This is a genomic window from Desulfovibrio inopinatus DSM 10711, from assembly GCF_000429305.1.
GTDB classification, from domain to species: Bacteria; Desulfobacterota; Desulfovibrionia; order Desulfovibrionales; family Desulfovibrionaceae; genus Alteridesulfovibrio; species Alteridesulfovibrio inopinatus.
Window position 1 is genome coordinate 18,119 of the sequence record NZ_AUBP01000007.1, and the last position, 15,959, is coordinate 34,077.

Here is a 15,959-nt window from a genome sequence, read left to right on the forward strand (position 1 = left end):
TATTTTTATAAATACCCGAAAGGCGGTATTTTATGCGATTTCTACAACATTGGTGGCACCGTCCGTATGGGAGCCGAGAAGTTTTACGTGTGAGTTTACCACTCATCTTGTCCATGATGTCTGCCTCTATCATGAGCTTCACGGATAGATTATTTTTAGGGTGGTATTCGATCGAATCGTTATCTGCCTCCATGCCCGCATTTATTACCATCTTCACGTTTATTGCGTTTTTCATGGGCGTTGCGGAGTATGTGAGTGTTTTTGTGGCCCAATACATGGGATCGGGAAACGCACGCATGGCTGGAGCATCAGTCTGGCAAGGACTCTATTTTTGTGTGGGGGCGGCTGTTGTCCTGGCCCTTTTGGCCATTCCGGGACGATTGATTTTCGAAGCAGCCGGACATCCACCGGATATCATTGCGTTGGAGATTGTCTATTACCGTATTCTTGCCGTCAATGCCGGTTTACTCATCGCCAGTGTCGTGATGTCGGGATTGTATTCGGGACGCGGACTGACGCGTGTCGTCATGATCGTCAATATGATTGGCGCTGGAATCAATATTCCGCTGGATTACATTCTCATCAACGGATTGAAGGTCGGTGATGTTGCGGTCGTGCCTGAACTCGGCATTGCCGGTGCTGGTCTGGCCACAGCAACAGGCTGGTTGGTTATGGTCTGTCTTTATCTTTGGCTGCTTTTTCGAAACAATAATGAACGCGAATTCGGCATGCGGAGTCAATGGAAATTCCAACCGGATTTATTTCTTCGATTTCTCCGGTTCGGTTTTCCAAGCGGCATGCAATTTTTCCTCGATGTCATGGCGATAACGTGTTTCACGTTGCTTGTCGGGCGATTGGGTGAAGTTGAACTCGCTGCAACAAACATTGTCTTTTCTTTACATTCCTTAATTTTTTTACCCTTGGTCGGGATGCATATTGCCGTGTGTGTATTAACGGGGCAGGCTGTGGGGAAAAAAGAAGCAGTTTACGCTAAAGTAACGGCCAATAGCGCTATTGCCCTCAATCTTATTTATATATCGATTATCGGGACGATTTTTCTTGTCTTCCCCTATACCTTGCTGAATTTGTTTCGAACAACGGGAATGACTCCCGAAACATTTGCTCCCATTGCAAATATGGGAGTGATCCTGTTGCGATTTCTTGTCTTTTTTACGTTGTTCGACGGATTAACGATGGTCTATCTGGGAGTGCTGAAGGGGGCTGGTGACGTTTCATTTGTTATGAAAGCGATCGGGATATGTGCGTCACTCGGGTTGGCGATACCATCGTATGTCGGTATCGTTGTGTTCCACATCACTATTTATAGTGCCTGGATCATCTTAACCTTTTTCGTCATGCTGCTGGCGACGGTTTTCTTTCTCCGCTACAAGAACGGCGCGTGGATAAAAAAGAGCGTCATTGCGTGATGTTATCGTATGTAGTTTGGAATATTGAGGATTAAATCCCTCGTATAAGAGATCATTTTATCCATAATCCAGGGAAAAGCGATGATAAGCGCGATGAACATACTCACGATTTTCGGCACAAAGGTCAGTGTCATTTCCTGAATTTGGGTAGCGGCTTGAAGAATACTGACGAAAACCCCAACTGCTAAGCCGACCAATAGCATAGGAAGTGCCATCATGAGAGCGGTTTCAATACCTTGCCGTGCAAATCCGATAACAAAATCTGGACTCATGGATCACCTGCCTATGGTATGATGGAGAAGACGAAATTTTCTCCGCGTAGATACTGGGCATGTGTCGCGTGCATGCCCTTTCTCTTCAAACGCAATTCAACACTCTTATATTCTATAAAACCCTGGAGATTTCCGGTCAACACGGCCATTGGGCCATATTGCATATTTATTGTGTCGACATCATTCCCGGACGTCACACATTGAAACTCTCCACGAGCGAAGTGGTGAGTAATGCCCACCCATCGACCATGACAAATAACAGCAATTTAAAAGGCATAGATACCATGGCTGGTGGAAGCATCATCATCCCCATCGACAAAAGAATACTGGCAATAACCATGTCGAGAATGAGGAATGGCACATAGATGAGAAATCCTATGGTGAACCCGGTTTTGAGTTCACTAATCATAAAAGCGGCCGCTAGCATGACCGTCGGGACTTCTTCTTTCGTTTGTGGGCGCTCCATTTTGGTGATGGTATAGAATATGGAGAGATCTTTTTCTCGAGTATGTTTGAAGAGAAATTCCCGTAAGGGAATCTGAGCTCTATCCAAAGCGACTTGGAAACCAATTTCTTCATTAAGATACGGTTGGAGTGCAGTATCGTTGATCGCTTTACCAACGGGAAACATGATGACCACCGTCATGAAAATAGCCAGGCTGGCTAAAATCTGGTTGGGGGGCATTTGCGCTGTTCCCATGGCTTGGCGTACGAATGAAAAGACAATGATGATGCGCGTGAAACTTGTCACGGTGAGGACGATGGCAGGGGCTAAAGACAGAACCGTGAACATGAACAAAAGTTCAAGAAGGATGGAAACTTGTTCTGGCTCGCTCTGTCCTGCTGACAAGCTCAAATTGAGCGCTGGGGAATCCTGTGCAAAGGCCGGTGCGACCAAAAAGAGTCCGATACATCCAAGAAGGATGGAGAGGACGATGCAACGGGCGGAAAAAGACGGGCTGGCCTGTTTAGGGAGTCGTCGTATCGCCGCCAGAGGCTGCGGGAGTGGAAGAAGCGGCGTTATCCTCGTCATGTCTGGCATCCGTTTGTGTGAGGAGGTTGATGCTGTGTTCGGTTACGCCGAGCACGAGGTGTTTATCTTGGTATCGGACCACCACGATACTGCGTTTTGGTCCAAGCGGGAGATGCCCTTGAAACGAGAGCAACCCCGTTTTGTTGGCGATCTGCAATCCCATCTTGGGTCCGATGATTTTAAGCAGTTGCCAAGCCAGAAAAATGACGAGCAAAATAGCAAGCAAGGCAATCGTCATCTCCATGAGTGTGGAGAACGACAGTACCTTGGGCGTGACCGTTTTAGCGGCTTCGGTCAGGCTGGTTGCCGGTTCAGCCAAGCTGTTTGACCCGTTCAATGGGGCTGATGATATCGGTCAAGCGAACACCAAATTTTTCGTTGATAACAACGGCTTCGCCACGAGCGACCAACTTCCCGTTAACGTAAATTTCCAAGGGTTCGCCAGCGAGCTTGTTGAGTTCAATAACCGAACCCTGCCCCAGTTGGAGTAATTCGTTAATGAGCAACTTTGTCCGGCCAAGTTCAGCCGAGACATCAAGAGGGATGTCGAGAATAAAATCAAGATCCCGACGGTATTCATCACGCGGCGCTTTTGATTCATTCGTCAAATCTTTGAAATCAGCCGGGTGACTTTTTTTGGCAAGGCGGTCTTGCTCTTTTTCTTTCTTAATGGCTTCTTCTTCTTCCGAGGCCAGAGCAGCAGCCCATTCCGCAGCGAGTGCGTCATCTCCTGCTCCTCCTGCTCCTCCTGCTCCTCCGGATGCTTCGCCGGCATCTCCTCCGCCACTGCTTTCTTCACTGAAATCAGTATCAAAGGCAGAGAGATCCGGACCTGCGTCGTCATCCGTGTCGTCGAGCGCTGCAGCCCATTCTGCTGCCAGCTGATCCTGATCGATATCGTCTGGGGTCATATTCTCCCCTTTACGCGCAAGTCGGGATTGAGCCAAAAAATTGGCACGGTTTGCGCGATTGGCGGGTGTATTCAATAAGTGAAAACGCGCCTTGTCAAGTGTATCGTCGAGTTACCCAAAAAAATCTGTCACTACGACACCGTTTTACAGGAATCGAGTGAAGAGCTGTATAACTATTGGATAACAAAATCAGTAAAATATACGCGTGCAACTTTTGGACCACCAAGTACTTGGTTGATGCGGCCCGCGATATCTTTCCGTAATCCGATTTTTCCCTCGATACTTGTCAACTCGTCGCTTTCTTTACTCGACAACAATAAAATGACGGCGTCGCGGATTTTGGCCATGTTGTTTACAACATCTTGTGCCACAGCGGCATCGGTGACTTCCACATCCATTTTGAATTTGAGATACCGACGGCCGCTACGATCTGCCAAGTTGACCACAAATTCTGGAACTTCAACGAGTTTGCCATCAATACCGATGCCAGCCCCTTTGCTTTGGCTGGCTTTTTGAGCTTCTTCAGCTTTTTGAGCTTCTTCAGCTTTTTGCTGTTGTGGTTCAAGAAAAAATTTGAGGTAGGCGAAATATCCCCCACCACCTAAAATAAGCAGGAGCAGAACGAGGATAACCCATTTCAGAAAGCCGGATTTTTTTTTCTCTTCAGCCATTTCGACTCCTTTTACGGAATACTTACCGAAAGTTTGTGTCTGAAAAAAGACGGATGATTAGACGACCGGCCGTGGTCCGAAAATATCGGTTCCAACACGGACGAGAGTTGCGCCCTCTTCCACGGCGACTTCGAGATCCCCGCTCATCCCCATGGACAGGTGCGGCAGATTAATGCCGAACTCTCGTCCAATACGCTCACGCGTTTCAAAAAGGCGTCGAAAAAATGGCCGTGACGTTTCCGGATCATCGGAAAACGGCGGCATGACCATAAATCCTTGCAATCGGACCTGGTGAAGTTCGAGAATACCCTCGACGAGTGCATCAAGTTTCTCCTCCATGACGCCGGATTTTTGTGGTTCCCGGGCAAGATTCACCTGAATAAGGATGTCTTGCACAATGTGTTCCGATGCTCTGCGCTCCAATGTTGTCGCCAGCTCCAACGAATCCACTGCATGAATAAGAGCAAAGCGACCCACGGCGAATTTTGCCTTATTTTTCTGGAGTTTTCCCACAAAATGCCATGCAATGGCAAGGTCGGTCGATTCATCTTGTTTGGCCAGTGCTTCTTGAATATATGATTCTCCAAAATCGACCTGCCCGGCATCGTACACTTCGCGTACAGCGGAAATCGGATGGAATTTGGAAATCGCCACGAGACGGACTGTTTCAGGAGCACGACCGCACGCCAATGCGGCGTTCTGAATCCGTTCGTGTACGCTGGCAAGCCGTTGGGTGAGTGACGTTTTCATATCATGGTATCCTTTGTGATCGGTTTTGCCCCCGTTGCCCCAGGGGAGGCTCACCTCTTTTCTTCAAATTTTTTCGCGGGATGTCTTCATGTCGAAGACAAAGGATACTCCGGTTTGAAAGAGAAATGAAGGTGCTCGGGAAGTGGTTTGAGGAAAAGCGGTATCGTGTATTGTACGTGGAAAAAACATAGGAACATCAGCAAAAAGATATCGTGTTTTAATAATTGACTCGAAAGATGCGTGGTAAGCACCATGACAAAGTTTTCGGGAAAAATAGTATAGTGGCGCTATAATCTCAATATTGTGTTTTTGTCGAAGGCTTGAATACTTCACATCGGCATTCATGCGTTGAACTCTACGACGAGAAAAACCATGTGAGAGAAGAAACAGTTTGAACAAACGGTGTTTCTTCTCTCTCCTCTTCTGTTGAAGAAAATTTGTTTATGAGTCCATGCTCATTTCTAAATCGGATTCGCCAAGCAGCTCAAGTACTGCGCGCGGATTGTCTGTCCAACGTGGACTGACCCGGACCCACAGTTCAAGATGGACTGGCATTCCAATGAGTTCGGCAATTTCCTGGCGAGATTCCGTACCAATTTTCTTGAGTGTAGCGCCGCCTTTTCCAATAACGATACCCTTGTGATTCGACTTGGCGACATGGATAACGGCATTGATATAGGCACGTTTGGGATCTGATTCGTCGAATTCTTCAATGGCAACCGCCGTTTGATAGGGCAATTCCTGTCGAAGTTCGAGGAAGAGTTTTTCTCGGATGATTTCTGCAGCAAGAAAGCGAAGCGGTGCCGTTGAAATCTGGTCTTCGTCATACATCGGACTGCCTTCGGGCAAGCGTTGCCAAACCGCCTGAAGGAGTTTGTCCACCCCATTTCCTGTTAGTGCCGAAATCGGATAGATTTCCACATCAGGCATGATCTGGGCCGCATTCTCCATAACAGGCAGAAGAAGCGCTTTGTCTGAAACCATATCGACTTTGTTCAATGCCAGCACCATAGGAAGACCAGCATCGGCGACTTTGGAGAGTAATCGATTGTTTTCAGCTATTGCATCGGGATTATGCACCATTTTGGAAACATCAAGCAGGGTGACAGCCATATCGGAAGCTGAAAGCGCCTGCCATGCTGCTTCGACAAGAAATCGATTGAGGGTTCCTCGGGCAGCATGGACTCCCGGAGTATCTAAAAAGACGATTTGTCCATGTTCATCAGACAGAATGCCGCTGATGCGATTTCGAGTTGTTTGAGGTTTGGGTGTGACGATGGAAACTTTTTGTCCAAGAATTTGATTGAGCAGAGTCGACTTGCCTGCATTGGGTGGACCAAGCAACGCCACATATCCGAAATGCATGGGGGGTCTCCTTAGAGTGTGATGTCAGTGAAGTTTGGTGGTGGAAATATTTTGCGTAAACAAACGAGGTTGGCAAGTGCTAAACTGAATTATTGACGAGAAACAGGAGCCTTGCAGACAAACAGAATATACCGGAGACCGGCAAGACTGTTACCGACTCGGTATACTATGACACTCGTATGTCTTTTGAAAAAATATACGTCCATTATCCCACTGGGAAAATGGCAAGTTTGAGAAAATCGGACTCCGTAATGATGCCAGTCAGTTTGCCTTTATCGACGACCGGCATACATCCATATTTGTGTTCGAGCATGAGCGCTGCGGCTGTACGTAGTGGTTCATCTGACGTTACGGTTTTGACATTGGTTTGCATGATCTCTGCAATAGTTGTGTCATTTGACTGATGCGCTGCTGCAAGAACATCCCTTTGGGTCACCAGTCCAATAAGTCGAGTTCGGTCTTCCACAACAGGAAGATGGCGAATGGACCCGGAACTGAAAATTTTACGGGCTTTTTCCATATTATCGTCTGGCGCGATGCTCACAATTGCTGTGGACATGAGATGTTTGACACGCTGCATTCTTACTCCTTCTAAGCAGTGGAGATCATAATTCGGCTATACCGTATGGCGCCGGCCTTGTATTTTCTTGTTCAATCTTGGTGTCTCTTGTCAAGGAGTTCTTCTGGGTGATTTTTTTTGAAAAAAGAAGAAGATGGAATTTCATACGTTGGCGTGGTGAGGGATCGTGTTGGAAATGATCCTGTTTACGGCACCAAGCGTATGTTTCATCGTATCAATGAGTTTGTGAAAATTTGTGGTTTTGTTTTCTCGAGCAGCCTGTTCCAACTGGCTCGCTTGTTCATACAACGTATATGCGCGAATATTGCCGGCAGCACCTTTGAGGCTATGACTCGTTTCTACCAACATATCCATATCATTATCTTCAATGGCGTCAGTTATGGATTGTAACAGTGATGGAGCCATTTCTTCAAATAATTTGAGTAAAATGTACATCTGATCAGTATTGTTTCCCAAGGCCGCTTTAAGCGCATTCAAATCGAGTTCCGACGCCGTGGAGGGCGTTGCGTTGAGGATGTTGGCAATGACTTTGAAAAGGGTTGAAGAATCCAACGGCTTTTGAACATATCCGTCCATACCGGCACGTAAAAAACGTTCTTTATCGCCACTCATGGCATGTGCCGTCAGCGCGATGATAGGAATAGCCGGATTAATACCGTCCTCGCCACGTCGAATCCGCCGAGTTGCTTCTTCACCATCGAGCACCGGCATTTGCACATCCATAAGAACAATATCGAAATGTGATGTAGCCAAGGCATCAAGAGCCTCTTGGCCATTGACGGCAGTCGTCACCTCATGCCCCTGTTTTTCGAGGAGTACGGTGGCGAAGCGGAGATTTACCTGATTGTCTTCAGCCAGAAGAATACGCAATTGAGGAAGGGGGGGTTGTGGTTCGGGTTGTGGTGGTGGACAGACAGTTGCATCCGTTTTGAGTGTCTTCGTTGGTAACGAGAAGGTAAATTTCGTTCCGTTTTGCAGATCGCTTGAAACTGAAATCCCTCCTCCCATCAGTTCAACGAGCTGTTTGCAGATGGCCAGTCCGAGTCCCGTTCCTTCGTGCCGGCGCGTCAAAGAACCGTCGAGTTGCGTAAAGCTCTCGAAAATGGTGCTGATTTTTTCATCGGGAATACCTATCCCTGTGTCGGCAACGGTGAAGACAAGGCCGTATTCTTTGTGTGTATGATATTCGACATGAATGGTTATAGATCCGGTTTCCGTAAATTTAACGGCATTGCCGACAAGATTGATGAGAATTTGGCGGAGTCGCACCGGATCGGTGCGTATGCATGTCGGGACGGTATCGCCAACCTGACAGTAAAATTCGAGCCCTTTGCCTTTGGCTGTAATCATGAGCGGCTTGAGGGCATCGGTCAGAAGGCGGCCAATGTCGACATCATTTTCAGTGAGTTGTAATTTGCCGGCTTCGATCTTGGTGAAATCGAGAATATCATTGATGATGCCAAGCAACGATTCGGCTGAGTTTTTCACCATAGTCAGGTATTCGTTTTGTTCTGCGGAAAGATCGGTCATCAACGCAAGTTCGGTCATGCCGATAACACCGTTCAACGGCGTACGAATTTCATGACTCATATTAGCAAGAAATTCGGCTTTGACCTGACTGGCCTGTTCGGCAGCTTCCTTGGCTTCGATAAGTTGTTTAATGAGACGCCGCTTATCCGTCACGTCTTGCATGATCCCGAGCAAACGAAATGGTGTTCCATCGGCATCCCGCTCGACCTCGGCTTGAATGCGCACGATACGTTCCCGGTTCAAGGAAAATTCTTCATCTGCAGCGATTTTTCCTGAAACAATATCGTCGATCCAGGATATAAGCCGGGGGCGTTCGTTTTTGGAGAAAAAGCGAATAAAGACGTCGCGTGTGGGATGGAGTGAAAGTTGATTGGTGCCAAATAAATGATAAACTTGATCCGACCACGACATGGTGTGCGTATGGAGATCAAGTTCAAAGTTCCCCATTTTGGCGAGTTCCTGGGCTTTTGCCAGTCCAGCCTGGGTGTGAAGCAACGCTTCTTCAGCTCGCTTTCGACCTGTTATGTTCACATGGGATATGACGGCCCCACCAATATCGTCAGGTAATGGCGTGACGACGACTTGAAACCAAATGCGGCCTCGGCTGGAAACAAAGGGATATTCGATTTCAAATTTATTTTTTTTCTTTTGCAGAATGGAAAGCAGGCCAGCCCCGGCTAAATTTTGTGGAAGGAGGGTCTGGCGTACATACTCAAGACGCATTTCTTTGGGAATCGTCTTTTCAGGTAATGGGAAATGATCCCATGCATCGTTGGTGGCAATCACGCGAGCATTGGAATCGACAACCGTTATATGCGCCGAGAGAGAAGCCAGAACCCCACGCAACAAGGCTTCGCGTTCTCGGTTTCGTTGTAAAGATCGGTCGAGTTCCTGGCTTTGGAGCAATGTATGTTCGTAGGTTCCAAGAAGAAGATCGACCATATTTTTTTTGTTTGAATAAATCGTACGCGATTCGCCGCGCAAAACGATTTCCATTTCTTCATTGTCTTCCGGTCGATTTGTACTTCTGTTTTCCAACAAATATTCAATACGAGAGAAAAGAAATGCCTCATCGAAAGGTTTTGTCACAAAGCTGCTTGCACCGCTCGCCAAACCGCGAACAATATCTTCCGGATCGGAGAGACTGGTGAGGAGAATGACCGGAATGGAACTCAAGTCGTTATCGTTTCGAATGGTACGACAGAGCTCAAATCCGTCCATTCCTGGCATGATGACATCGGAAATGACAATGTCACACTGTTGATTCCGAAGTGTGAACAAGGCTTCTTCGCCATCACGAGCAAGGTTCACGACAAATCCTCGACTACTCAAGGTCTCTTCCAGCATGAGCGCTTGAGTTAAGCTGTCTTCCACAACGAGGATACTGGTAGATGATGATTGCTCGGGCATATCGGACTGTTTTCCTACCGGTTTACCCGACACTGGTAACAAGTTCCGGGCCTATAGCGTCGAGAGGGAGAATACGCTCAGCTCCCCCCAAGGCTATGGCCGTTCCAGGCATGCCGTGCACTGTGGACGATGCCTTGTCCTGCGCGATGGTCAGGGCGCCGAGATCGCGTAATTTTTTCATTTCTACAGCGCCGTCACGCCCCATTCCTGTCAAAAGCACAGCCGCGGCTTTTTTGGAAAAGACTCTGCCAACGGATGCAAACATATAGGAAACCGACGGCCTGAGTCCATTTTGCACCGGTGTCGTTGATAAATGAATACGCGGTCCCGGGGTGACACCCATGTGTACTCCATCCGGCGCGACATAAATCACGCCGGGCTCCAGTCGAAGCGAATCTTTCGCAGCAACAACGGGGAGTGTCGTTATACTGCCAAGCCATTGCACCATACCGTTGATAAACCCCGGAGACATGTGCTGAACGAGAAGAATCGGAACGGGAAATGATTTCGGGAGCACCGAAAGAATTTTGCTTAATGCCTGAGGGCCACCCGTTGAAGCACCAATGGCAACACATTCAATGCGTCGAGAAATTTTGGGATGGGCCGAGACACTCGGAGTTGACTCATCCTGGGATAAACGCCGGCGTACTCGGCGTACCACTTTGATTTCCGACATGAGCTTGACGGTTTTAATCAATTCATAACAGGCTTCATCGTTACCGCGACCAAGACCGGGTTTTCGCAGCAGGGTCAAGGCTCCGGCATCCATGGCCTGGAATGTCTTGGCGGTTTCACTCGGTGACCAATCACTGCTCACGATGACAATTGGCGTGGGCCGTGTCGCCATGATTTCCCGCGTGGCTTCAATACCATTTAAAACCGGCATGGTGATATCCATGGTAATGACATCGGGTTTGAGCCGGTTTGTCATCTCTACGGCTTGCCTGCCATCTTCTGCTATACCCACCACTTCCATGGTGCCGTCAGATTCGAGAACATGACGCATGAAGACGCAAACCGAATGGGAGTCGTCAACGATAAGAACACGAATCATAGTCGTTCGACGCATCCTTAAGGGTTGGTGTCGGTAAGGTGTCGTCAGGCTATAGGAGCCGTTCAATTACGTCCAACAGATTTTTTTGGTCAAAGCCGCTTTTCACAATATAGGCATCGGCTCCGGCATCAATGCCACGTTCTTTGTCTTCTCGACTTTCCAATGAAGTCACAAGAACTACCGGGAGATTGGCGAACGCTGCATCGGCTCGGATTCGCGCAGTCAATTCAAAACCATCCATGCCCGGCATCTGGACATCGGTTATAACAATATCCGGTGCAGTTTCGCGCAATGCTAGAAAAGCTTCCACACCGTCAATAGCCGTTTTCACGACGTATCCGGCCGCTTCAAGAATATTTTTCAACAACATGCGCGATGTTATGGAGTCTTCCGCAACGAGAACGGTGGATTGTCTTCCCGATGCTTCTCGCATTGGCTGATGGCGCTTGTCGACCTGATTCGCTTGTGATGTTTTGGATGCGGTAGCGATCATATCGGGCACATGAAGAATCGGCGCAAGCAGCCCCCCGGCTAATGTGGTCACGGCGGCAACATGGCGGACCCGTCGGAGTTGCGGACCGAGTTGTTTGGCCATGACTTCACGTTCTTCATGGATTTTATCGACAATGATGGCTGCTCTTCGGCCCGATGCCGTCATAATGAGTACAGGCAGATGTTGGGATTGCAGCAGTTCGGATTCAGGCAATCCAAGAATCGTTTGGAGTCTGCGTACTGGTATAGTGACGCCTTCGTGGACAATACCTTCTCTCGCCAAAGCATGGATGATGTCATCAGGTGTAATGCGGATGACGTGCTCGACTCCCCCCTTGGGTATGACAAAATGCCGTCCTCCAGCCATAATGACAATTCCCGGATAGGAAGAAAGCGCCGAAGGCAATGTGATATCGAATGTTGTGCCTTTTCCGGGGAAAGAAGAGACACCAATGGAGCCACCCATGCGCTCTACTTTGTCTTTGGCAATGGCAAGCCCAAGGCCACGCCCTGATATATCCGTAATAAGAGGACTTGTCGTGAGGCCAGAATGAAAAATGAGATTTAATTTTTCTTGTAGGGATATTTCACGTGCGGCGTCGACAGAAATGACATCGAGTGAAATAGCCTTGGATGTCACGGCATCCGCGTCAAGACCAATGCCGTCATCAGATACTTCAATCTGCGTTTTTCCTCCTAATGATCGCATGACACGAATCTGAATTCTGCCAGCATCAGTTTTTCCATGGGCAAGACGCTTTTCAGGTTTTTCCAGTCCATGGTCGACAGCATTTCGAATAATATGAACAAAGACGTCTCGTAATTCATCCAGAATGCGTCGGTCGATTTCAACCTGTGATCCAATGAGGGTGAGGCGACATTTCTTGCCCTGTTCTCGGGCAATATCCCGAGCGATAACGGGCAGCATGTCGAACAAAGTGGAAAATGGTTCAAGCAAAATACGCCGCGTTTCATCAAGGAGCTCGTCAAGCATGACTGTCATGGAACGGGCATTTTTTACGGCTGATTGGGTGAGTGAACCGATTTCAGCCTCAACAAAATCAAGGTGTCGGCGGACATCATCGGTATGTTCAAGAGCGTGACGGACAGCACTTCCTGCACGCGGATTGGCATCCAAAGAGTCAAAGGCTAATTTGAGTCCAGCCATTTCTTTTTTGATTGTCGTGAGCCGACGCGCGGTTTCTCCCAACGCTCCCTTGAGCCACAGCATTTCCTCTCCGCGCAAGAGGACATCTTCAAGCCGGCTCGATGGAACCCGGACCGTGTCGAACCCCATACCCTTGGCAGGTGATGAAGGTATACGCGTTGAGGATGTTTGGTTCGATGCAGGTTCAGAAGAGGGAGAACGGTCTGACGATGGAGCGGCATCGGAATGCGGTTTATCCGAAATTCTCTTTTCGTCGGGCGGTCTTGCTGGCTCGGTGGTATCGTGAGATTCTTCCGGTAGAGGGGCAGTAGAGACGGAAGTCGTTGGAGGCGGAGCCAAAGTGTTTTTATCGAGCTCAGCTTCGGACATTGGGGTCAAAATGTCGTCAAAGAGATGGCCTTCAGGAGTATCGGTTTCCGAATTGTTAAGTAATCCGGCCAATCGTACGGCCTCAGGACTTGGACCGTCTTCTTCCGTGGGGTTGTTAATAAACCAACGAAGCATGTCCACGGCTTGGTGGAGAAGGTCGAATTGACTCTCATCCGGAGACTGATCGTTTTTGATCATACCGGAGAAGACGGTTTCCATCGCATGACTCAAGACTTCAATATCGAAGCCCCCGACAGCTCGCGCAGCCCCTTTGAGACTGTGGGTTTCGCGATAGGCCAATTCGAGGAGGTGATCGCGCTTGGTTTCATCTCGTCCTTCTTCGAGCGAGATGAGCGTCTTTCCTAAATTGGCAAGTCTTTCGACGGCTTCATGTTTGAACGCCTTACGAAGCTTGGCGAGAAATTCCGGATTGTCAAAAGCCACGAGAGCGCACTCCTAGAGTTTGTATCGGGAGACAAGCTCCTGCAGTTGAATCCCCAGGTCTTGGAGACTCATGGCTGAATTTTCGAGCTGTCGTGCACTTTCTGTGTTTTGGCTTGTGGCTTGGCTGATATTATCCATGGCCAGGGCAACCTGATCCATACCGGCAAATTCCTCTTGGCTTGAAGCGGAAATCTGGGTTGCGGCCATTGCTGCCTGTGAGATTGTATCCGCTAACTGTTGAATAGCTGTCGCAGCATTTTCCGTTCGATGGACTCCGGATTCCACGGCATTACTGCCCTGCTCCGTCGCCATAACTGCGGCGGATGTTGCTTTTTGAATATCGGCCAAAATAGATCGAACCTGATCCGTTGCCTGTTTTGATTGCTCGGCAAGGCTCCTGATTTCTTGGGCTACAACGGAAAAACCGCGTCCTTCCTCGCCGGCTTTGGCTGCTTCAATGGCTGCATTGACCGCTAAAATATTGGATTGGTCGGCTAAATCGTTCACCACAGCAATGATGTGAGCAATATCCTGGCTTTTCTCCGACAAGCGTACAATATGTTGGGCGACATACTCCATTTTCCCTTTGATGGTGTCCATTTCGGCATTGAGCTGTTCGGTGGCTTCACTTCCGGATTGCGAGCTTTTGGCGGCTTCAGCGGCCACTTCTGCAACCGTTTTGGCTTTATCCATGGACAGGCGGGTCGTTTGTTTTACTTCTTCGACGGTGGCTGAAATTTCGCTGACGGCTGTGGCCGTCTCTGCAGAACTGGTGGATAATTGCGTCGATGAAGCGCTGATTTGGCTGATGGACGTCGTCAACACATGGGCGGCATCGGTCATCTGGCCTGTCATTTTACGAAGTGCTTGCACCATGGAAGACAGCGCATTGCCCATGGTATCTTTGTCTGAAAGCGGAATGACTTCGTTGGACAGGTCCCCGTTGGCGATGGCAGTTAAATGTTCGGCATGGCTGTTGAGTGAGGCCGCCATATGGAAAAACGCTCGTGCCAGGTCGCCCATTTCGTCTTTGCTGTTGACGTCGGGTAAATGAATATTGAGATCACCAGTCGCAATGCTATTGGCCGATTCAAGCAATCGATGTAAGGGCTGAGTAATGCGTCGACTGATAACAATGCCTGCACCGGTCGCCACCAAGATGGCAAGAATCGACAGCATGATCACTAAGTTGCGTTTTGATGCGGTATCTTGTTTCAGGTGATCTTCGGATTGAAATGATTTTGACCTGACTTTTTCATCGATATTGTTCAAGAGCGTCCGAAAGGCAATAAGGCTCGGGAAGAGCTTTTCAATATAGAGTGTCGAGGCAAGATTATGGGCGATCTCTTGAGTGTTGTTCTCGTAATACCCCTTTAATATATCGAATGTATGATGAATTTCATTGTGATATCGCTCAATGGCTGAGAGGTCAGCGGCTGTACTGGGGACAGCTTCCTCCAAAACACGTTTTCCGTCACCATAGAACCACTTGCCAAACGCGCATTCTTTAGGATCTGACTCGACATTAAGGTTTGTGATTTCATTGCTGATGATTCCACGGCTAATCGAGAGAACCCAATCTAAATGGTTGATTTCCATTTCCTTGATATTCATCGCAATTCTGGAACGGGTGACAACACCATCGACATCTCTGTGGAGGTTGTCGAGTCCGACAATTTCAATGGTGCTGACAACAATCAGAACGATGAGCACCAGCGCGAAGCCCAAGGCGATTTTGATGCCGATCTTGAGATGGTTGAACATGGTTTCCTCCGTAATTCGCCTATATCTTCGGTTTATCGCTGCAGTGATGTACTACGACAGCAAAATTATTGTATTGAGTTGGCTTGTTATCGTATGAGCACAAAGCATTATCTACCGGGATTTGCTCGGAGAAGTATGTTTGCAACGCGCATTACAGAACGACCTCATCATTGATCAGGATATACTCATCTGTAAGCAAGGTTTCGGTAGAAAGAACAAGGAGACCATCTGGTGAGAGCCCCCTGACAAAACGAACCATGGATGCGTCTCCAGGGGGTTTCCATGGCGACAGGATATCGGTTTGGATGGAATTGACCATGCCAACCGATGAGGCCAGTATACTCGTTTCCATATCATTGTGTTGGAGCAAAACAATCCTATCAGCATCGGTGAGCAAACCGGATGGAATACCGAACAGACGACGGACATCCATAACCGAGCAAACACGACCGCGTATACTGACCACCCCGAGGATGAAATCCGGTGTACATGGAATAGGCGTGAGTCCGGCTACAGAATGCACTTCCTTAATGTAATTCGTTTCAATACCGTAGCGCTCTTTGCCAATACCAACTTCAAGAATACTCAAAGTATGACCGGATGGTTGTGTCGGAGGAGCATGTTCTTGAGCCAGTTTATTGGCTCGAGCATTGAGCACGGCACTCTCGTTAGGTCGAGAAAGCTCAAGGTTCTGTTGTTCTTTCATCCGTTTTTCCATG

Annotated in this window: 14 protein-coding genes; 1 reads left to right on the forward strand and 13 read right to left on the reverse strand. The window is 48.3% G+C overall.

All coding sequences use genetic code 11. The features are described from left to right. Positions 1–32 precede the first annotated feature (32 nt). Positions 33–1,427 (forward strand): MATE family efflux transporter, encoded by a 1,395-nt coding sequence (locus tag G451_RS0107615; protein WP_027183775.1) that lies wholly within the window; start codon positions 33–35, stop codon positions 1,425–1,427. 2 nt (positions 1,428–1,429) lie between these two features. On the opposite strand, the gene fliQ is transcribed toward G451_RS0107615, so the two are convergent. The 13 genes from fliQ to G451_RS0107690 form a co-directional block, all read right to left on the reverse strand. Continuing rightward, positions 1,430–1,699, reverse strand: coding sequence for a flagellar biosynthesis protein FliQ (gene fliQ, locus G451_RS0107620; RefSeq protein WP_027183776.1), 270 nt, complete (start codon positions 1,697–1,699; stop codon positions 1,430–1,432). Positions 1,700–1,892: 193 nt separating this feature from the next. Then, positions 1,893–2,732, reverse strand: a complete 840-nt coding sequence (gene fliP, locus G451_RS0107630) for a flagellar type III secretion system pore protein FliP (RefSeq protein WP_084448440.1) — start codon at positions 2,730–2,732, stop codon at positions 1,893–1,895. After that, positions 2,668–3,051: a flagellar biosynthetic protein FliO gene (fliO, locus tag G451_RS0107635; protein ID WP_051261274.1), complete on the reverse strand. Its 384-nt coding sequence runs from the start codon at positions 3,049–3,051 to the stop codon at positions 2,668–2,670. The genes fliP and fliO overlap by 65 nt, the downstream gene beginning before the upstream one ends. Beyond that, entirely contained in the window at positions 3,044–3,643 is a 600-nt protein-coding gene (gene fliN / locus G451_RS0107640; protein ID WP_027183780.1) for a flagellar motor switch protein FliN, read from the reverse strand. Before fliN ends, fliO begins: the two co-directional genes overlap by 8 nt. A gap of 173 nt (positions 3,644–3,816) precedes the next feature. After that, positions 3,817–4,314, reverse strand: a complete 498-nt coding sequence (locus tag G451_RS0107645; RefSeq protein ID WP_027183781.1) for a flagellar basal body-associated FliL family protein — start codon at positions 4,312–4,314, stop codon at positions 3,817–3,819. A 57-nt stretch (positions 4,315–4,371) separates the two neighbouring features. Further along, the gene (locus G451_RS0107650; protein ID WP_027183782.1) at positions 4,372–5,064 is read right to left on the reverse strand and encodes a YggS family pyridoxal phosphate-dependent enzyme; all 693 of its coding nucleotides are present in this window, start codon (positions 5,062–5,064) and stop codon (positions 4,372–4,374) included. A gap of 441 nt (positions 5,065–5,505) precedes the next feature. After that, positions 5,506–6,429 (reverse strand): GTPase Era, encoded by a 924-nt coding sequence (gene era, locus G451_RS0107660; RefSeq protein WP_027183784.1) that lies wholly within the window; start codon positions 6,427–6,429, stop codon positions 5,506–5,508. A 205-nt stretch (positions 6,430–6,634) separates the two neighbouring features. Continuing rightward, positions 6,635–7,009, reverse strand: a complete 375-nt coding sequence (locus G451_RS0107665; RefSeq protein WP_027183785.1) for a CBS domain-containing protein — start codon at positions 7,007–7,009, stop codon at positions 6,635–6,637. 141 nt (positions 7,010–7,150) lie between these two features. Beyond that, on the reverse strand, positions 7,151–9,949 hold the full coding sequence (locus tag G451_RS32440) for a response regulator (RefSeq protein WP_051261275.1): 2,799 nt from the start codon (positions 9,947–9,949) through the stop codon (positions 7,151–7,153). A gap of 22 nt (positions 9,950–9,971) precedes the next feature. Further along, positions 9,972–11,003, reverse strand: a complete 1,032-nt coding sequence (cheB, locus tag G451_RS0107675; RefSeq protein WP_027183786.1) for a chemotaxis-specific protein-glutamate methyltransferase CheB — start codon at positions 11,001–11,003, stop codon at positions 9,972–9,974. Between the two features lie 49 nt (positions 11,004–11,052). Beyond that, entirely contained in the window at positions 11,053–13,476 is a 2,424-nt protein-coding gene (locus G451_RS0107680) for a hybrid sensor histidine kinase/response regulator (protein ID WP_027183787.1), read from the reverse strand. A 12-nt stretch (positions 13,477–13,488) separates the two neighbouring features. After that, positions 13,489–15,240, reverse strand: a complete 1,752-nt coding sequence (locus tag G451_RS0107685; protein WP_034641334.1) for a methyl-accepting chemotaxis protein — start codon at positions 15,238–15,240, stop codon at positions 13,489–13,491. A 151-nt stretch (positions 15,241–15,391) separates the two neighbouring features. Continuing rightward, the gene (locus G451_RS0107690; protein WP_027183789.1) at positions 15,392–15,946 is read right to left on the reverse strand and encodes a chemotaxis protein CheW; all 555 of its coding nucleotides are present in this window, start codon (positions 15,944–15,946) and stop codon (positions 15,392–15,394) included. Positions 15,947–15,959: the final 13 nt, after the last annotated feature.

Coding starts and splice junctions, on each gene's coding strand:
- G451_RS0107685 (WP_034641334.1), bottom strand. CDS start 15,240: ATGTTCAACCATCTCAAGATCGGCATCAAAATCGCCTTGGGCTTCGCG.
- era (WP_027183784.1), bottom strand. CDS start 6,429: ATGCATTTCGGATATGTGGCGTTGCTTGGTCCACCCAATGCAGGCAAG.
- cheB (WP_027183786.1), bottom strand. CDS start 11,003: ATGATTCGTGTTCTTATCGTTGACGACTCCCATTCGGTTTGCGTCTTC.
- G451_RS0107645 (WP_027183781.1), bottom strand. CDS start 4,314: ATGGCTGAAGAGAAAAAAAAATCCGGCTTTCTGAAATGGGTTATCCTC.
- G451_RS32440 (WP_051261275.1), bottom strand. CDS start 9,949: ATGCCCGAGCAATCATCATCTACCAGTATCCTCGTTGTGGAAGACAGC.
- G451_RS0107690 (WP_027183789.1), bottom strand. CDS start 15,946: ATGAAAGAACAACAGAACCTTGAGCTTTCTCGACCTAACGAGAGTGCC.
- fliQ (WP_027183776.1), bottom strand. CDS start 1,699: ATGAGTCCAGATTTTGTTATCGGATTTGCACGGCAAGGTATTGAAACC.
- fliP (WP_084448440.1), bottom strand. CDS start 2,732: ATGACGAGGATAACGCCGCTTCTTCCACTCCCGCAGCCTCTGGCGGCG.
- G451_RS0107665 (WP_027183785.1), bottom strand. CDS start 7,009: ATGCAGCGTGTCAAACATCTCATGTCCACAGCAATTGTGAGCATCGCG.
- G451_RS0107650 (WP_027183782.1), bottom strand. CDS start 5,064: ATGAAAACGTCACTCACCCAACGGCTTGCCAGCGTACACGAACGGATT.
- G451_RS0107615 (WP_027183775.1), top strand. CDS start 33: ATGCGATTTCTACAACATTGGTGGCACCGTCCGTATGGGAGCCGAGAA.
- fliN (WP_027183780.1), bottom strand. CDS start 3,643: ATGACCCCAGACGATATCGATCAGGATCAGCTGGCAGCAGAATGGGCT.